At 58.4% G+C, this 17,471-nt stretch carries 7 protein-coding genes; 3 read left to right on the top strand and 4 right to left on the bottom strand.

All coding sequences use genetic code 11. From position 1 onward, the window contains the following. Positions 1–10 precede the first annotated feature (10 nt). Both JFU47_RS05770 and JFU47_RS05765 read right to left on the bottom strand, forming a co-directional pair. Positions 11–505 (bottom strand): DUF934 domain-containing protein, encoded by a 495-nt coding sequence (locus tag JFU47_RS05770; protein ID WP_140682689.1) that lies wholly within the window; start codon positions 503–505, stop codon positions 11–13. Next, the gene (locus tag JFU47_RS05765; RefSeq protein WP_201181746.1) at positions 489–2,147 is read right to left on the bottom strand and encodes a nitrite/sulfite reductase; all 1,659 of its coding nucleotides are present in this window, start codon (positions 2,145–2,147) and stop codon (positions 489–491) included. The genes JFU47_RS05770 and JFU47_RS05765 overlap by 17 nt, the downstream gene beginning before the upstream one ends. Positions 2,148–2,671: 524 nt before the next feature. Between JFU47_RS05765 and JFU47_RS05760 the strand changes: the two genes are divergently transcribed. Beyond that, positions 2,672–3,745 (top strand): ABC transporter substrate-binding protein, encoded by a 1,074-nt coding sequence (locus JFU47_RS05760; protein WP_140682683.1) that lies wholly within the window; start codon positions 2,672–2,674, stop codon positions 3,743–3,745. Here JFU47_RS05760 and JFU47_RS05755 read toward each other — a convergent pair. Beyond that, positions 3,742–3,960, bottom strand: coding sequence for a DUF2970 domain-containing protein (locus tag JFU47_RS05755; protein ID WP_140682680.1), 219 nt, complete (start codon positions 3,958–3,960; stop codon positions 3,742–3,744). The two genes, JFU47_RS05760 and JFU47_RS05755, sit on opposite strands and share 4 nt — an antisense overlap. Before the next feature lie 152 nt (positions 3,961–4,112). Between JFU47_RS05755 and JFU47_RS05750 the strand changes: the two genes are divergently transcribed. Continuing rightward, complete coding sequence (locus JFU47_RS05750) at positions 4,113–11,192, top strand: NEL-type E3 ubiquitin ligase domain-containing protein (protein ID WP_201181744.1); 7,080 nt, start codon at positions 4,113–4,115, stop codon at positions 11,190–11,192. A 62-nt stretch (positions 11,193–11,254) separates the two neighbouring features. Here JFU47_RS05750 and metH read toward each other — a convergent pair whose 3' ends face one another. Next, entirely contained in the window at positions 11,255–14,965 is a 3,711-nt protein-coding gene (gene metH, locus JFU47_RS05745; protein WP_201181742.1) for a methionine synthase, read from the bottom strand. Positions 14,966–15,119: 154 nt separating this feature from the next. Between metH and JFU47_RS05740 the strand changes: the two genes are divergently transcribed. After that, complete coding sequence (locus JFU47_RS05740; RefSeq protein ID WP_201181741.1) at positions 15,120–17,414, top strand: fatty acid cis/trans isomerase; 2,295 nt, start codon at positions 15,120–15,122, stop codon at positions 17,412–17,414. Positions 17,415–17,471 lie beyond the last annotated feature (57 nt).

Here is a 17,471-nt window from a genome sequence, read left to right as displayed (position 1 = left end):
TTACGCGTACTTAGCGGCGACGGAACAGCGGCAGCGGTTCGTCGGTAGCAGCCTGATAGGTCACCGAGAAGTCCTTGAGACCTTCCAGGGCTTCGTACGGGTCTTTATCGGCGCGGATCGCAAAGGCGTCGAAACCGCAGCGGTGCAGGTAGAACAGCTGGTCGCGCAGTATATCGCCAATCGCCCGCAATTCGCCTTTGAAACCATAACGGTCACGCAGCAGGCGGGCGTTGGAGTAGTTGCGGCCGTCGGTGAAGGCCGGGAAATTCAGGGCGATCACCTGGAAATTTTCCACGTCGTCACCAATCTCTTCGGCTTCTTCATCGGCATCCAGCCATACGCCCAGGCCGCCATCGCGGGCCTTGAGCATACGGCTGTGTTCGCGCCAAAGCTGCAACGGGACGATGTAGTCGTCGCAGTTGCTGATCTCGTCGATGTTGAAGTCCTTGGGCAGCAAGTGCCAGGTTTCGTCGACGACTTCGTTGTTCTTAATTATTCGCTGCATAGACGCGCTCCTTGAAGAGGTCGATGCCAATGCGCTGATAGGTGTCGATGAAACGCTCGTCTTCGGTACGTTGTTCGATGTACACGTCGATCAGCTTTTCAATTACATCAGGCATGGCTTCCTGGGCGAAGGACGGGCCGAGAATTTTACCGAGGCTGGCGTCGCGACTTCCGCTGCCACCCAGGGAAACCTGGTAGAACTCTTCGCCTTTCTTGTCCACCCCGAGGATGCCGATGTGGCCGACGTGGTGGTGACCACAGGCGTTCATGCAGCCGGAGATGTTCAGGTCCAGTTCGCCGATGTCGAACAGGTAATCCAGGTCTTCGAAGCGACGCTGGATCGATTCGGCGATCGGGATCGACTTGGCGTTGGCCAGGGAGCAGAAGTCGCCGCCCGGGCAGCAGATGATGTCGGTCAGCAAGCCGATGTTCGGCGTGGCGAAACCTTGCTCGCGCAACTCGCCCCACATCGCGAACAGTTGGGACTGCTCAACGTCGGCCAGAATGATGTTCTGCTCGTGGGAGGTGCGCAGTTGACCGAAGCTGTAACGATCGGCCAGGTCGGCAACGGCATCGAGCTGCTTGTCGGTGATGTCGCCCGGTGCAACACCGGTCGGCTTCAGGGACAGGGTCACGGCCACATAACCCGGCTTTTTGTGGGCCAGGGTATTGCGGCTGCGCCAGCGCGCGAAGCCCGGGTGTTCTTTGTCGAGTTCGGCCAATGCCAGGGTCTGGTTGTCCAGAGCCTTGTACTCCGGATCAACGAAGTGTTTGGCGACGCGATGCACTTCGGCTTCGGTCAGCGTGGTCTGGCCACCGCGAAGGTGTTCCATCTCTGCGTCGACTTTTTGTGCGAAGACTTCAGGTGTCAGGGCCTTGACCAGAATCTTGATCCGCGCCTTGTACTTGTTGTCGCGACGACCGTAGCGGTTGTACACCCGCAAGATGGCGTCGAGGTAGCTCAACAGGTCTTGCCACGGCAGGAATTCATTGATGAACGCGCCCACCACAGGGGTACGGCCGAGACCGCCACCCACCAGCACACGGAAGCCCAGCTCGCCAGCGGCGTTGTGCACCGGCTCAAGGCCGATGTCATGGACTTCGATGGCCGCACGGTCGGAAGTCGAACCGTTGATGGCGATCTTGAACTTGCGCGGCAAGTAAGCGAATTCAGGGTGGAACGTGGTCCATTGGCGGACGATCTCGCACCACGGGCGCGGATCGATCAGCTCGTCGGCAGCGACACCGGCGAACTGGTCGGTGGTGACGTTGCGCAAGCAGTTGCCGCTGGTCTGGATCGCGTGCATTTGCACGGTCGCCAGTTCGGCAAGGATGTCCGGGATGTCTTCCAGCGCCGGCCAGTTGAACTGTACGTTCTGCCGGGTGCTGATGTGGGCATAGCCCTTGTCGAAATCACGGGCAATTCTGGCCATCATTCGCGTCTGGCGCGAAGTCAGTTGGCCGTAAGGCACCGCCACCCGCAACATCGGCGCGAAGCGCTGGATGTAAAGGCCATTTTGCAGGCGCAGGGGGCGGAATTCTTCTTCGCTCAGCTCGCCTGCCAGATAGCGTCGGGTCTGATCACGGAACTGCTTGACGCGGTCCTCGATGATCCGCTGATCGTACTCGTCGTATACGTACATATAAGTCCTGTTCTCAGGCTTGGGCCGGTCGGATCCAGCTGCGTTTTTGGCTTGCTGAAGTCTCGATACTGCCTCGGCAATTCTGCGCGCACGGCCGCGCACTCCCAACGGAGCCGGGGCAAGATACCAGTTTGCAGTTATGCGCAAAAGTGATGTTTGAGTATATGTAAAGAACCAAAACGACTAATGAAGGCCAATGAGGCAAAACCCACATTTGTGGTGCGGGCAATCATCGTCTTAACTGTGCTCGAGTCTTTATGCAATCACCGATAAAACCGACAAGAGGCGATGCAATGAGCAACCCTACCAAAACGTCAAAACCCGATAGCACGGTCGATGCTTGGGCCATTCTGTTCCTGATCATCCTGGTCGTGGGCACAGCGGTATTTTGGGTCAGCCATCAATAACCGACCCCGTCCGGGCCCGATTCCGACGATTGTCGGACAATAACCGGAATAAACGCCGTTTTCCGGGACTTCGCTGGCTATAATGCGCGGCGAATTGCCGGGGGGCTCGGACGATCAATGTTGAAGTTTTTCTACTCATTCCTGCTGATGTGCGGCGCGGTTTACGGCCCCGTTTCGCGCGCGGAATCGGTATTGTTCCTGAGCCCCGGAAAGACTGACGAGGCCTTCTGGATCAGCTATTCGCAATTCATGCAGGCGGCAGCCACGGATCTGGGCATTGATCTGCAGATTCTCTATTCCCGACGCATGCCGGAGCTCACGTTGGCGCAAGCGCGTCAGGCGCTGCAAGGCCCTGATCGTCCGGACTATCTGGTGTTCGCCAACGAACAGTACGTCGCCCCGCAGATCATTCGTCTGGCCCAGGGCAGCGGGGTAAAGCTGTTCATGGTCAACGCGTCCCTGACGGCCAACCAAATGAGTCTGTTGGGCGAGCGCCCTGAGCGCTTGGGCAGCCTGGTGCCCAACGATGAGGAGGGCGGCTACCTGATGCTCAAGGAGCTGATTCGCCAGCATCCGCCCGCGGCGCCCGGTCAGGTCATCGAGTTGCTGGCGTTTTCCGGCCTGAAGATCACCCCTTCGGCGCAACTGCGCGAGCAAGGCATGATGCGGGCCTTGGCCGAGCACCCTGAAGTACGCTTGCGCCAACTGGTTTATAGCGGCTGGACCCGGGAACGGGCCTATGAACAGGCCAAACTGCTGTTCCGGCGTTACCCGAAGGTCTCGCTGGTGTGGTCAGCCAATGACGAAATGGCGTTTGGCGCCATGCAGGCGTTTTCGGAGACGGGTGGGCTACCCGGCAAGGATGCATTGTTCAGTGCGGTCAACACCTCGCCGGCGGCGTTACAGGCGACGGTCGACGGACGCATTAGCGTGCTGTTGGGCGGGCACTTCACGTTGGGCGGTTGGGCGCTGGTGGAGCTGCATGATCTTGAGCAAGGCGTGGATCTCAGCCATTACGGCGGCCGAGACCGGAGAATCCCGTTGCTGCAATTGATCGACAAGGCACAGGCCCGGCGATTGCTGGCCATGGGGGAATCACCGGATTACGGTGTGAACTTCCGCCGTCTTTCAGCCAAGGGCCGGCCGACGTCGTATCGCTATCCGTTCAGTCTGCAAACCTTGATGCGCTAAACCCCGGCCAGATGCACCACCAGTTGCACGATGCCATACAGCGTCAATGCGAACACCGCGGTGAACAAAATCCCCAGAATCACGAAATGACTGGGCTTGCCGTGAGTGAAGTCCCGCGCCCGGTTCTTCCCGCTCTGCACCCCGAACGCCGCCGCCATGACGCTGTGCAGCATCTGCCAGAAAGTGGGCGGCTTTTTGTCGGCTGGATCGTCCATAAACCCCTCGTCTCCCGTTTGAGTAAGACAAGCATAGACAACCCACGGAAAGAAGATCGCCCCCGGCGCCACGCGGTATAAATATGTACCGCCCTGGACGTCAAACCTGCTGATTGACTGGTGCTTCATTCGACAGCATCAGGTATTGCCACATGAGTGGAATCCCATCGGTCCAGGAAAAGGGCCTTCACAACCATTTCATCAAAAAAAAGCTGCACGATCGGATACGCCACCTGACCCCGGCAAACTTCCGGGCTCTGGATCGGGCGAGAACACCGGGAGGCCTGGCCGAAAATGCCATGCCGGACTGGTTTCAGAAGGCCTCCAGCGACCAACGACAAACTGTACGGGACGACCAGAAGCGCAGTCGAACCTCCAACGAAACCCTGGCAAAAACACTCGCCGGGCTCAAAGGAGTCACCGATTTCGCGCAACCGTTGCTCGAAGCGGCGTTGCAAAAAAAGTTCGGGTTGAATGTTGATGTTGCGCAGACCTGGCTCTACGAGCCCTTTGCAGGCTCGCTCATCACTCACCAGACACTGCTGCAACTGGCACTGCGCAATTTTGAAGAAGACCAGGTGTTTGGTGAACGTGACGTCATTGCTGAGCGAGGTAAACGGGCTGCCTATCTGGAAACTCAAGGAGGACCTTACGGTTGGGACTATCCGGAAAAGGGCCCTTCAACGCGCTACAGGATCAAGAAGCTACCGATAAAGCCCGCCGATTTCGCCTCGCTATGCCGTGAACTGGATATCGGCAAGCAGTATCAGGAACACCTGACGGCGATGTTTGACGCCGCGGACAGGGCCGCCACCGTGCGCACCCAAACCGTCGGCGCGTGGAAGGACAGTCTGCGGGTGCATGCCCATATCGCCCACCTCAAATCGCTGATCACGCCATCGGCCTACAGCACATTGCTGGCCGTGCTCAACGGCGACAAATCGCCAACACTGGACGGTGAACGCGTCACTTTCAGTCAGTTGCATGTGCTGGGGTCGCCCGTCAGTGAGCTGTTTGTCATTGGCGCAAGCCGGCGCAAAGCTAAAAAGGTCAACTTCAGCTGGACCAATCCCGGTGTAAACCTGTTTGACGTACTGGGTTACCAGGACTCGCGGATCATCGTCTGTATTCCGGGTGATCCGGTGGCGCCGGTCATGGAATATGCCTCGCTCAAGTCCTTTGAAAATGACCTGAGCTACAGGCTGCGCGATGTGAATTACCAGCGCTCTTTCCTCAGGCTCATCCCCCACGGTGATGCGGGCAAGTTCCTCGGCAAGATCAAGACTGCTCTGCAAACACTCAAATGGAACCCGGATTTCCCTTACCGTAAACAGACCCTCTTGGGGCACATCGACGGCGTCTACGAAAATGTTTACCGGGATGAGCCGGCTCTTGATATCAGTGAAGAGTTTTTTGACACGGAGCTGTTCGGCGAGCTGTACACGCGGCACCAGACGCGCCTCAAGGAGACTGCCGAGCAACTGGCGGTGCCGACGGCCAAGGTCGATCATGACGCCTGGTATGAACGACTCGCCCGCTATGCCGAGTGGGGGCTGAACATACTCAACGTGGCCGCATTTTTTGTGCCTGGCCTGGGCGAGGTAATGATGGCCGTGATGGCGGTGCAACTGACCACAGACATTTATCACGGGGTTGAAGCCTGGAGTATCGGGGACACGGATCAGGCCTGGAGTTATTTGAAGTCGGTGGCCGTGAACGTGGCATTCATGGCGGCTGTAGGCGCGGTTGCCAGTAAAGCGCCGAAAGTGCTGTCCACACCCATCGTCGATGGCCTGGTCAAGGTTAAATTGCCGTTTGGCAGCGAACAGTTGTGGCGGCCTGGCTTGACGCCGTACCTGAGCGACAGGGTCTTGCCGGCGGGGCTCAAGCCCAACAAGCTTGGGCAGTATGAAGTGGACGGCAAGACCTATATCAGGCTCGACGGTAACGTCTACGAAAAAACCTTCGACCCCAAGTTGAACAAATGGCGTCTCAAACACCCGACGGCCCCGGACGCTTACTCCCCCGTTCTTGAACACAACGGTGAGGGCGCGTGGCGCCATCGTTTCGAGCGCCCGCTGGAGTGGGATCGTGCCACCTTGTTACGACGTCTTGGACCGGTCACTGACGGTATTGACGCGGCGACGCTGGAGAAAATTGCCGATATCAGCGGCGTTAACGACGACGTGCTGCGCAAGATCCATACGGATAACCTGCGCTTGCCATCAGCGTTATCCGACACGTTGCGGCAGTTTCAGATCGACCGTCAGCTCAATGAAATGATTGAACAGATTCGTCTCGATCAGCCAGTGCCGGACAGCCGCTACAACGACGTCTTGCCGCACGTGATCAATATGCCGCGTTGGCCGCAGGGGCGGGTGATCGACGTGTTCGACAATGCAAGCCTGAGCGGTGCTTCGTCCCGCTACGGTGAGGCGTCGACACCCATGAAACCGAGCATCAGGATTTCCCGTGAGGATGTGTCTGCCGGGAAATTGCCCGAACGAGTGCTTGCGGCACTGGATGAGGAAGAAATCGTTCGTTTGCTGGGGGGTGACGGTGCGCGGGTCGAGGCAGAGCGTGAAACGGTTTTCCGACAACAGCTTGGCGACCAGCTTTCGGGCAACAAAACTTCATTGTTCGACAAACTCAGCCAGGACTCCAAGGCAACAACGCGTGAAATTCAGGCGCTGCAACGTACTTCCCCCAGTCTATCGACGGACGCGGCGCAAGAAGTACTGACCAATGCCACAGCCAAGGAGCGGCTGTACATCAAACAAACCGGCCGACTCCCCACCAGTCTGTTGCTCAAGGGGCGTGCGCGCGCCCGGGTGACTCGGCTGAACAAGGCCCTGGCCGGATTGCAACTGGAGAGCATGGCGTCATCCGACAGCCAGCGTCTGGCACTGCACAGCCTGGAAAAACTCCCTGACTGGCCGAAAAACCTGCGCCTGGAAGTTCGTCAGGGCGATTGCGGTGGAAAACTGCTCGACAGCATCGGTAGCGAGACGGCCGAGCAAGTCAAATACCTGGTCAAGGACGGCTATCAACATCATCAAGCCAACCAGTTCCAGGCCTTCGACCAGCAACAAAACGCGTTGAACAGCGTGCCGAAAGAAGGCGACAACTTTTTCTCTTCGGTCATGCATGCGTTGCCGGACGACGTCCGCACACAGTTGGGCATGCCCAATGTGGCGCAGGGTGCCAAGTTACAAAAGACATTGAGCATCTATGCCATGGGCCACCGTGATCAGATGATGGAAACCCTCGTGCCTAACGCCGCCACGCCACGATTCCGTCCGCCGGTGCGACTGCCCGACGGCAGGGTCGGCTACCCATTGAGCGGGCGGGGTGCCGGAGCAACGGTGAATCCCTCGTTGGTCTCCAGGTTGCGGGATGTCTATCCGAACTTCTCCGATGAGTTGGCGGAATCGATGGTCATCCAGCTTGCGCTGGATGGCATGACCGAAACGCAGATCGCCAATTTATTGAACATGCGGGGCCGGGAATACGAGGCACTGACGGCGCAGCTCGAACAATGGGCACACAGCGGCGACTGGAATACTGTTCGCTATCAAGTCGCACGAAACATTAGAGACGTCTGGCAGCAGAGGGGTATTTACGATGGCGATGCCAGTGTTTATCTGGACGTGGGCGCTGCAGACAGCTTGCCGGAACTGGCCGGCAACTTTCCTCACGTAAGACATCTGAATATGAGCGTTGGTGGAGTATTGAGTCAGACACCGGAAGCCTTTGTGCGCCAGTTCCCCAACGCCCGGTCGCTAAGGTTGAGGATCCAGGGTGGCGTCGACAGGGTTCAACTGGCCGAGAGGCTAAAGGCACTGCCGAGTATTCGTGAGCTGGAGATGGTAGGGCCGCTGGGTCCGGAATTCACCGAAGCTGCCCAGTCGCTGATAGACGCCATGCCACAACTGCAACGATTGGACGTGATTGGCATGGCGGGCGAGCTGGATGTCAGTCGCCTGACTCAACTGCATTCGTTGAGTGTGTACGGAACGACAGAGGCCTGGCCGAAGGGCGCTCTGCAATTGCCGCAGCTCAGGTCGCTGGATCTCGCTCACTCAAGCGTCAAGACACTTCCCCCTGAATGGCTATCCGGTCATGAATCACTGTGGCCTGGCATGAAACTCAACTGGGCCAGGCTGAGCACTGAGGACTTCTCGAAGGCATACGAGTATGTGCACGACAATCCTGCGCATTTGCTGGATACCGGGCAGATGCTGGATCGTTATTGCCAAGGCACGCTATACAACGCCCTGGAGACAAGCGACGAGCTTTCGAAGATTGCCCTTGGGCGAATGAAGGCTGAGGGGTTGGCAGGGCGGGCGTTGCTGGCACGGACCAATGCACTGCGCCAGGATGGACAGGCATTGCGACAGCATTTGGAGGCATGGCAGCAGCGAACAGCAAGAGCCAATGGCCGGCAAGTCAACATTCGGGAACGAGAATCCGTTGCCCGGCGAATCCGTGAGTGCTGGCGTGATGGTCTGCGTAAACGCTATGGCGGTACGGAGGAGGCGCAGTCTTCGCAACCTCAGGCCGGACCTTCAACGGTGCGGCCATGGCCTGTCATGCCGCGACAAGTCATTTCATCGACTCTTGATTTGTCCGGCTGGGCGCTGGGCGATCTGCCTGAACTGCCAGCGCTGTCAGCAACGAATTTTGCCCATGTGCAAACCCTGAAAATGTCGGGTGTGGTGGCCTCATCCGAGGATTTCAGTCGTTTTTTGAGCGGCTTCACCGACATTAGCGAGTTGGATCTGTGTGGCAATCAACTGCAGGATCTTCCGTCAGCTTTGGACAACCTCGGAAAACTCACTGATCTGGAGCTGAGCCGAAATCACCTGACAATTACCCCGAGTATGCAACAACGCTTGAACCGGTTGTCTGCCCTTGAAAGCCTGGACTTGCGCTTTAACCGGCTCGATTCGCTGGATGTCAGCGCCATGACCCGCTTGAAGACCCTGCGTGTGGGTCATACCGCCATTAAAGACTGGCCAAAAGGTGCGTTGGACTTGTCCGGCCTCGGCACGCTCGAGTTGAACAACAGCGCGATCACGACGATTCCTGAGGCTGCCTTGACCGGCCACGACGCTCTAAGGATCGATATGATTGGCTGTCGATTGACGGCCAAGGCCCGCACCGATTTGCTGGCGAGTACTTCTTCCGAAACACCCATGGGTATTCCCAGAGCCAGATTGCAGGCGGGCATTACCATTGGTAAGCCAGAGTACTTTCCGGTTTTGGTCGCACAAAATCCGGACTTGTTACTGCCGCTGCCTGTTGTCCCTGGCAATGACCTGACGCTTTTGACCCCACAAGCCCGCTTGCGAAGGCTTGACCCGGATCTGCCAGGCGCCGAGGCGATACAGATGATTGATGAACTGACGTTACGCCATGGCGGCGCTGGCCCCCTGTATGAGCAATTGGCCAAATGGGACAGACAACATCAGGCATTGACGAAGACCCTGAACACATGGATCGAAACCCCACCACAGCAGATGGGTGAATCCTCTCCTCCTGTGTGGATTGCAGCCACCGAGCGTCGTCAGGCGGCAGACCGGATAATGGCGTGCTGGAGGCAGAACCTCCGCGGGGCGCAGGCCGTGGAGAGCGCATCGGGAGGTTATATCCTTGATCTGTCCGATAACCCCTTGGGCAATCTCCCGGCTCTACCCGCCGACTTCGCTCATGTCGGTGCGTTGAACCTGAACAACGTGTATCTGAGAGAAGAGGGGCTAAGCGATTTCCTTGATGCGTTTACTCATGTCCATACCCTGGCGCTGAATGCCAATGCATTGAGTGCATTGCCAGAGTCCGTTACCTCACTGAACAGCCTCAAGCGACTTTCGGCAGTCAATAACCGTTTTTCCGATGCGCCTCAGCTCCAACGTCAGCTTGCAGGATTGAGCAACCTGGAGTCATTGAACCTGGCGGAAAACTGGCTTGAGTCGCTGGATATCAGTCCTCTTACCCGTTTGCAGGCCCTCGATCTGAGTGGCAATCGCCTGATCATCTGGCCGCAGGGAGCGCTTCAGCTCCCCTCGCTCAGTGCTCTGGATTTGCGCGACAACATGATCGAGTCCATTCCGCCGGTCCTGATGGCCGATGAACACAGGGTATTGCGTGCGGGCACGAATTTGGCCAGCAACGAAACTCTGGATGGCGCGAGCCTGCTAATGCTGCGTAATCAGGTGCGGGAGGGCGAGCAGATAGTGGGATGGAGGCCAGGAGAGATTGACGAGGCACTGGAGCGGTTTGATAGCACTAGCGACAGCAGCAGCGTTAACGACAGCGATAGCGATGACTCGATCGCAAGTGACGTAGAAGTGGATATGGATGAGGTGACAGGTACCGACGCTCGTGAGCGATGGATCGCTCCGTCAGCAGCCGACTCAGAGGAATTGATACGGATATGGAATGACTTTGAGCAAGCGCCAAACAATCAGTTCTTCTTCAATTTGCTGACCAAAATGGAAGGTACGACAGACTTCCTGACGGGACGTGCTGATCTTGTGCGGCGGGTCCATACCGTACTGAGGGTGGCCGATAGCGACGCAGGTCTGAGGGATACGATATTCGAAATGGCGAGGTCTGGCGCAACCTGCGTTGATGGTCAAATCCTGTTGTTCAGCGATATAGAAGTTAAGGCTTTCGAATTTGAGACCGCGAAGTCAATTTCCCCGGGCCAACAAGGCAACGTCTTGTTCAGACTTGGCAGGAACCTGTTTCGCCTTGGGAAAGTCGAGGAAATCGCTAACCGCGACATTGTCCAGCGACAGGCACAGCGCCGCTCAACTGATCCGGCGGAAGTACGGTTGGCCTATCGTATCGGGCTTGCCGAGCGACTTGAGTTGCCGGGGCAACCAAGAGGCATGCGCTACAGCGGCAACGTTGCGCCTGCCGTGCTGGATGCTGCCTATGCTGAAGTGATCGTGGCAGAACAATCATCGGCATTTATTGATGATTTGGTCGGCCGCAAGTACTGGAGCGACTATTTGAAGGACAAATACCCTGAACGGTTCGCCCAGGTGCGAGAGGGTTTCGCAGACAGAGAGCATGAGGTAGACGAGGCGTATCCAAATTACGGCGAAGGCGCGCAGGAGCAGTACAAAACCGCCATGCAGGCGATAGAGGCAGACCTTCTTTTCGAGCAAGGAACGTTGGTGCGCGAATTATCTGAAAAAGAACGGACGCTGGTGGGGCTGTAACGTCAACCTGCAGCTTTCATATGAACCCCGGGAGTCGCACCAGTCGACTCCCGGGACCACCATCAGTTGTCGTAACCCAGGTTCGGCGCCAACCACCGCTCGGTCACGCTCAATTCCTGACCTTTGCGCGAGGTGTAGCTCTGCACCTGATCCTTGTCGATCTTGCCCACGGCAAAATACTGCGCCTGTGGGTGAGCGAAGTACCAACCGCTGACCGCCGCCGCCGGGAACATGGCGTAGTGCTCGGTAAGGAACACGCCGCTGCGGCCGGCTTTCATTTCCGAGGCCTCAGGGTCCAGCAACTTGAACAATGTGGATTTCTCGGTGTGATCCGGGCAGGCCGGGTAGCCCGGGGCAGGGCGGATACCGGTGTATAGCTCTTTGATCAGCGCCTCGTTGTCGAGTGTCTCGTCCTTGGCGTAACCCCAGTAGTCTTTACGTACCTGCTGGTGCAGCCACTCGGCGCACGCCTCGGCCAGACGGTCGGCCAGGGCCTTGACCATGATCGAGTTGTAATCGTCGCCGGCGTCCTGATAAGCCTTCGCCACTTCTTCGGCACCGATCCCGGCGGTGGTGATGAAACCACCCACGTAGTCGGTCACTTCGCTGTCCTTCGGTGCAACGAAGTCAGCCAGGGAGAAGTTCGGTTTGCCGTCGGTCTTGATGATCTGCTGACGCAGGTGATGCAGCTTGGCAATCGGCTTGCCGTCATCGCCGTAGACTTCAATGTCATCCTCACGCACCTGGTTGGCTGGCCAGAAGCCGAACACCGCGCGGGCGCTGATGAGTTTCTCGTCGATCAGCTTGGCTAGCATTTCCTGGGCATCGGCGAACAGCGCGGTGGCGGCTTCACCGACCACTTCGTCCTGCAAAATGCGCGGGTATTTGCCGGCCAGGTCCCAGGAGATAAAGAACGGCGTCCAGTCGATGTATTCGGCCAGGACATTCAGGTCGATGTTGTCCAGCACCTTGGCACCGGTAAACGTCGGTTTGACCGGCTCGTAAGTGGTCCAGTCAAACTGCGGCTTCTTGGCGATGGCCGCCGGGTAGCTCAGGCGCTCGGTGCGGGCGCTGCGGTTGGCGGTGCGCTCGCGGACTTCGATGTATTCCAGGCGAGTCTTCTCGATGAAGGCCGGCTTCAATTCCTTGGACAGCAACTGCGTCGCCACGCCCACGGCGCGGGAAGCGTCGGTGACGTAGATCACTGCGTCGTTGCTGTATTTGGGCTCGATTTTCACCGCCGTGTGCGCTTTCGAGGTGGTCGCGCCACCGATCATCAGCGGCAGATGGAAGTCCTGACGCTGCATTTCGCGGGCCACGTGGACCATTTCATCCAGCGAAGGGGTGATCAGGCCGGACAGGCCGATGATGTCGCACTTCTGCTCCTTGGCCACTTGCAGGATTTTCTCCGCCGGCACCATCACGCCAAGGTCGACGATGTCGTAGCCGTTACAACCCAGCACTACGCCAACGATGTTCTTGCCGATGTCGTGCACGTCGCCTTTTACCGTGGCCATCAGGATTTTGCCCTTGGCTTCCGGTTTGTCGCCTTTTTCCAGTTCGATGAACGGGATCAAGTGGGCCACGGCCTGCTTCATCACGCGGGCGGATTTCACCACCTGCGGCAGGAACATTTTGCCAGCGCCGAACAGGTCGCCGACGATGTTCATGCCGGACATCAGCGGGCCTTCGATCACTTCGATCGGGCGAGCGAACGACTGACGGGATTCTTCGGTGTCTTCAACGATATGCGTGGTGATGCCTTTGACCAGCGCATGCTCCAGACGCTTGTTGACGGGCCAGCCGCGCCATTCTTCGGTCTCGGCTTCCTTGACGCTGCCGTCGCCCTTGTACTTGTCGGCAATGGCGAGGAGGGCGTCAGTGCCTTCCGGGGTGCGGTTGAGCACTACGTCTTCAACGGCGTCACGCAGTTCGGCCGGGATCTGGTCGTAGATCTCCAGCTGGCCGGCGTTGACGATACCCATGGTCAGGCCGTTGCGGATCGCATACAGCAGGAACACCGAGTGAATCGCCTCGCGCACCGGGTTATTGCCACGGAACGAGAACGACACGTTGGACACACCGCCAGAGGTCAGCGCGTACGGCAGTTCGTCACGGATGTAGGCACAGGCATTGATGAAGTCCACAGCGTAGTTGTTGTGTTCTTCGATGCCGGTGGCGATAGCGAAGATGTTCGGATCGAAGATGATGTCTTCCGGCGGGAAGCCGACTTCGTTGACCAGAATGTCGTAGGAGCGTTTGCAGATTTCTTTCTTGCGCGCTTCGGTGTCGGCCTGGCCGGCTTCGTCGAAGGCCATCACCACCACGGCGGCACCGTAGCGCTTGCACAGTTTGGCGTGATGAATGAACTGCTCGACGCCTTCCTTCATGCTGATCGAGTTGACGATGCCCTTGCCCTGGATGCACTTGAGGCCGGCTTCGATCACTTCCCACTTGGAGGAGTCGATCATGATCGGTACGCGCGAGATGTCCGGCTCACCGGCAATCAGGTTGAGGAAGGTCACCATGGCCTTCTTCGAATCGAGCATCCCTTCGTCCATGTTGATGTCGATCACCTGGGCGCCGGCTTCGACCTGCTGCAGGGCGACTTCCAAGGCTTCGGTGTAGTTGTCTTCACGGATCAGGCGGGCGAACTTGGCGGAACCGGTGATGTTGGTCCGCTCGCCGACGTTGATGAACAACGAGTTGCGATCGATGGTGAACGGTTCCAGGCCCGACAGGCGGCAGGCCTTTGGAATGTCCGGAATTTCACGCGGCGCATAACCGGCCACGGCATTGGCGATGGCTTCGATGTGGCCCGGCGTGGTGCCGCAGCAACCGCCGACGATGTTGAGGAAGCCGCTTTGGGCGAATTCTTCGATGACTTTTGCGGTTTCCGACGGCAGTTCGTCGTACTCGCCGAATTCGTTCGGCAGGCCGGCGTTCGGGTGCGCGGAAACGTGGGTGCTGGCCTTGTTCGACAGCTCTTCCAGGTACGGACGCAACTCGCTGGCGCCGAGGGCGCAGTTCAGGCCGACCGAGATCGGCTTGGCGTGGGCCACGGAGTTCCAGAACGCTTCGGTGGTCTGGCCGGAGAGCGTACGGCCGGAAGCATCGGTAATGGTGCCGGAGATCATGATCGGCAACTCGACGCCGAGTTCTTCGTATACACCTTGCACCGCGAAGATCGCCGCTTTGGCGTTCAGGGTGTCGAAAATGGTCTCGATCAGAATCAGGTCGGCGCCGCCTTCGATCAGGCCTTTGGTGGCCTCGGTGTAGTTTTCCACCAGTTCATCGAAGGTCACGTTGCGGTAGCCGGGGTTGTTCACATCAGGCGACAGCGAGCAGGTGCGACTTGTAGGGCCGAGCACGCCAGCGACGAAGCGCGGCCTGTCCGGGGTTTCCAGGGTCTTGGCGTCTGCCACCTTGCGCGCCAGACGTGCGCCTTCTACGTTTAGCTCGTACGCCAGGCCCTGCATGCCGTAGTCTGCCTGGGACACTTGGGTGGCGTTGAAGGTGTTGGTTTCCAGAATGTCGGCGCCGGCATCCAGGTAGGCTTTCTCGATGGCGCCAATCACGTCCGGGCGCGTCAGGATCAACAGGTCGTTGTTACCCTTGACGTCACTTGGCCAGTCGGCGAAGCGTTTGCCGCGGTAATCCTGCTCTTCGAGCTTGTAGCTCTGGATCATTGTGCCCATGCCGCCATCGAGAATCAGGATGCGCTCTTTGAGGGCGTGCTTGAGAGCTTGAAGGCGAACACTGCGATCGGACATTTGGACTACTCGGAAAGACCATGACGAAGGGGCGGGATAATAGCAAACCTGTGCGGTTTTAGAGCATGTCCCGGTTTTTCATGAATATCGCTCATGTTGGTGCAAGGATCAGACCGGTAGAATCGCGGCGTTTTTCATGATCGGGACCAGGGATATGTCTTATCGCGTCATCAGCATGGTTTTGCTGTTTTTAAGCTGGGGCGCCGCTGCACAGGATCCGGCCATTTCCTCTGCCATTTCTTATAGCCGCGACATCCAACCGATTTTCACCGAAAAGTGTGTGGCCTGCCACGCCTGCTATGACGCCGCTTGTCAGCTCAATCTGGGCAGCGGTGAGGGGGCGGCGCGCGGTGCGATCAAGCTTTCGGTCTACGACGGCGAACGCAGACAGGCTGCCGCGCCGACCCGGCTGTTTTATGACGCCTTTGGCAAGCGGGCCTGGCAACAAGAGGGCTTTTATTCGGTACTCGATGCCCAGGGCAGTCAGGCCGCGTTGATGGCGCGGATGCTCGAGTTGGGCCACAAAACTCCTTTGCAACCCAATGCCAGGTTGCCAGAAGAGATCGTTCTGGGCCTGAACCGGGAAAACTCGTGCGCCATGCCGGCCGAGTTCGACGGCTACACCCGCTCACATCCCAAAGAAGGCATGCCGCTGGCGGTCACCGGCCTGACCGATCAGCAATACCAGACGCTGCAGCGTTGGCTGGCGTCCGGCGCGCCGATTGACGCGCAAGGACTTGTGCCGAGCGCCAAAGAAGCCTTGCAGGTGGTGCAGTGGGAAAACCTGCTCAACGCACCGGGCGCACGGCAAAGCCTGGTGGGGCGCTGGTTGTTCGAGCATTGGTTTCTCGCTCACCTCTATTTCAAGGACGGCGAGCCGGGGCATTTCTTTCAGTGGGTACGTTCGCGCACGCCGACTGGCCAGCCTATCGATCTGATCAACACACGCCGCCCGAATGACGATCCGGGCACTCAGGTGTATTACCGCTTGTGGCCGGTGCAAGGCGTGATTGTGCAGAAGACCCACATCACCTACCCGTTGAGCGCGGCGAAGATGGCTCGGATCAAAAGCCTGTTCTATAACGGCAAATGGCAGGTCGACGCCTTGCCGGGATACGGGCCGGAGCGTCGGGCCAATCCGTTCACCACGTTTGAGGCGATCCCGGCCCAGGCGCGTTATCAATTCATGCTCGATAACGCCGAATATTTCGTCCGTACATTTATTCGCGGCCCGGTGTGCCGTGGGCAGATCGCCACCGACGTGATCCGCGATAACTTTTGGGCAATGTTCCAGGCGCCTGAACACGACCTCTACATCATCGATCCGAACTACCGCGGCCAGGCCACGCCATTGCTGGCGATGCCGGGGCAGAACGACGATGTCGGCAGTGTCCTGAGCCTGTGGCATGACTACCGCAACAAGCGTAACGAGTACGAGGCGCTGCGCCGTGACAGTTACGCCGATGCGCCGGCGCCGAGCTGGTCGACCCTGTGGGCCGGTAACGATAACGCGCTGCTGACAATCTTCCGGCATTTCGACAGTGCCTCGGTGAACAAAGGCCTGATCGGTGACGTGCCGCAAACGATGTGGCTGTTCGACTTCCCGTTGCTGGAGCGCACGTATTACCAGTTGGCGGTCAACTTCGACGTGTTCGGCAACGTCTCCCATCAGGCGCAAACGCGCCTGTACTTCGACCTGATCCGCAACGGTGCCGAGCAGAATTTCCTGCGCCTGATGCCGGCCGATTCGCGGGACGATTACCTCGACGACTGGTACCAGAACGGCGGCAAATTCAAGATGTGGCTGGACTACGAGGCCATCGACAACGACAAAAAGACGGCGCTGGTACTGGACGAAAAGGACCCGAAACGCGATTTCGCCATGCAGTTGCTGGTCCGTTACGGCGACCTCAACGCCAAGCCCGATCCGATCAACCGTTGTGACGGCGCTTATTGCTCGCGGCCGAACATCGACCCGGCCTTGCAGAGCGCCGAGCAGGCCTTGAGTCGCCTGACTTCGCGTCCGGCGGCCGGGTTGAAGGTGATCGATCAGTTGCCGGAAGCGACCCTGCTGCGGATCGAAACCGCGAGCGGCAAGCGCGAGGTCTACAGCCTGCTGCGCAATCGCGCTCACAGTAACGTCGCGTTCCTGCTCGGTGAATCCCTGCGGTATCAACCGGGGCTCGACACGATCACCATTTTTCCGGGCGTGCTCAGCAGCTATCCGAACTTCATGTTCAACATTCCGGCGGAGCAAGTGCCTGAGTTCGTGGACGAGATGGAAAACGCCAAGGACGCCAATCGGTTTGAAAAAATCGTCGAGCGCTGGGGGATTCGCCGTAGCCATCCACAGTTCTGGTTCTACTTCCATGACCTGAGTCGGTACGTCCATGAGACCGAACCGGTGGAAGAGGGCGTGCTGGACATGAACCGGTACGAGAATCTTTGATAGACCTTTGACTCGCGGCTGCTGTCCCAATCCAGAGGCAACACCGAACCCCGGGTT

It is taken from the genome of Pseudomonas sp. TH39(2020) (assembly GCF_016650715.1).
Lineage (GTDB): Bacteria > Pseudomonadota > Gammaproteobacteria > Pseudomonadales > Pseudomonadaceae > Aquipseudomonas > Aquipseudomonas mandelii_C.
This window is presented reverse-complemented; position numbering and strand designations above follow the sequence as displayed.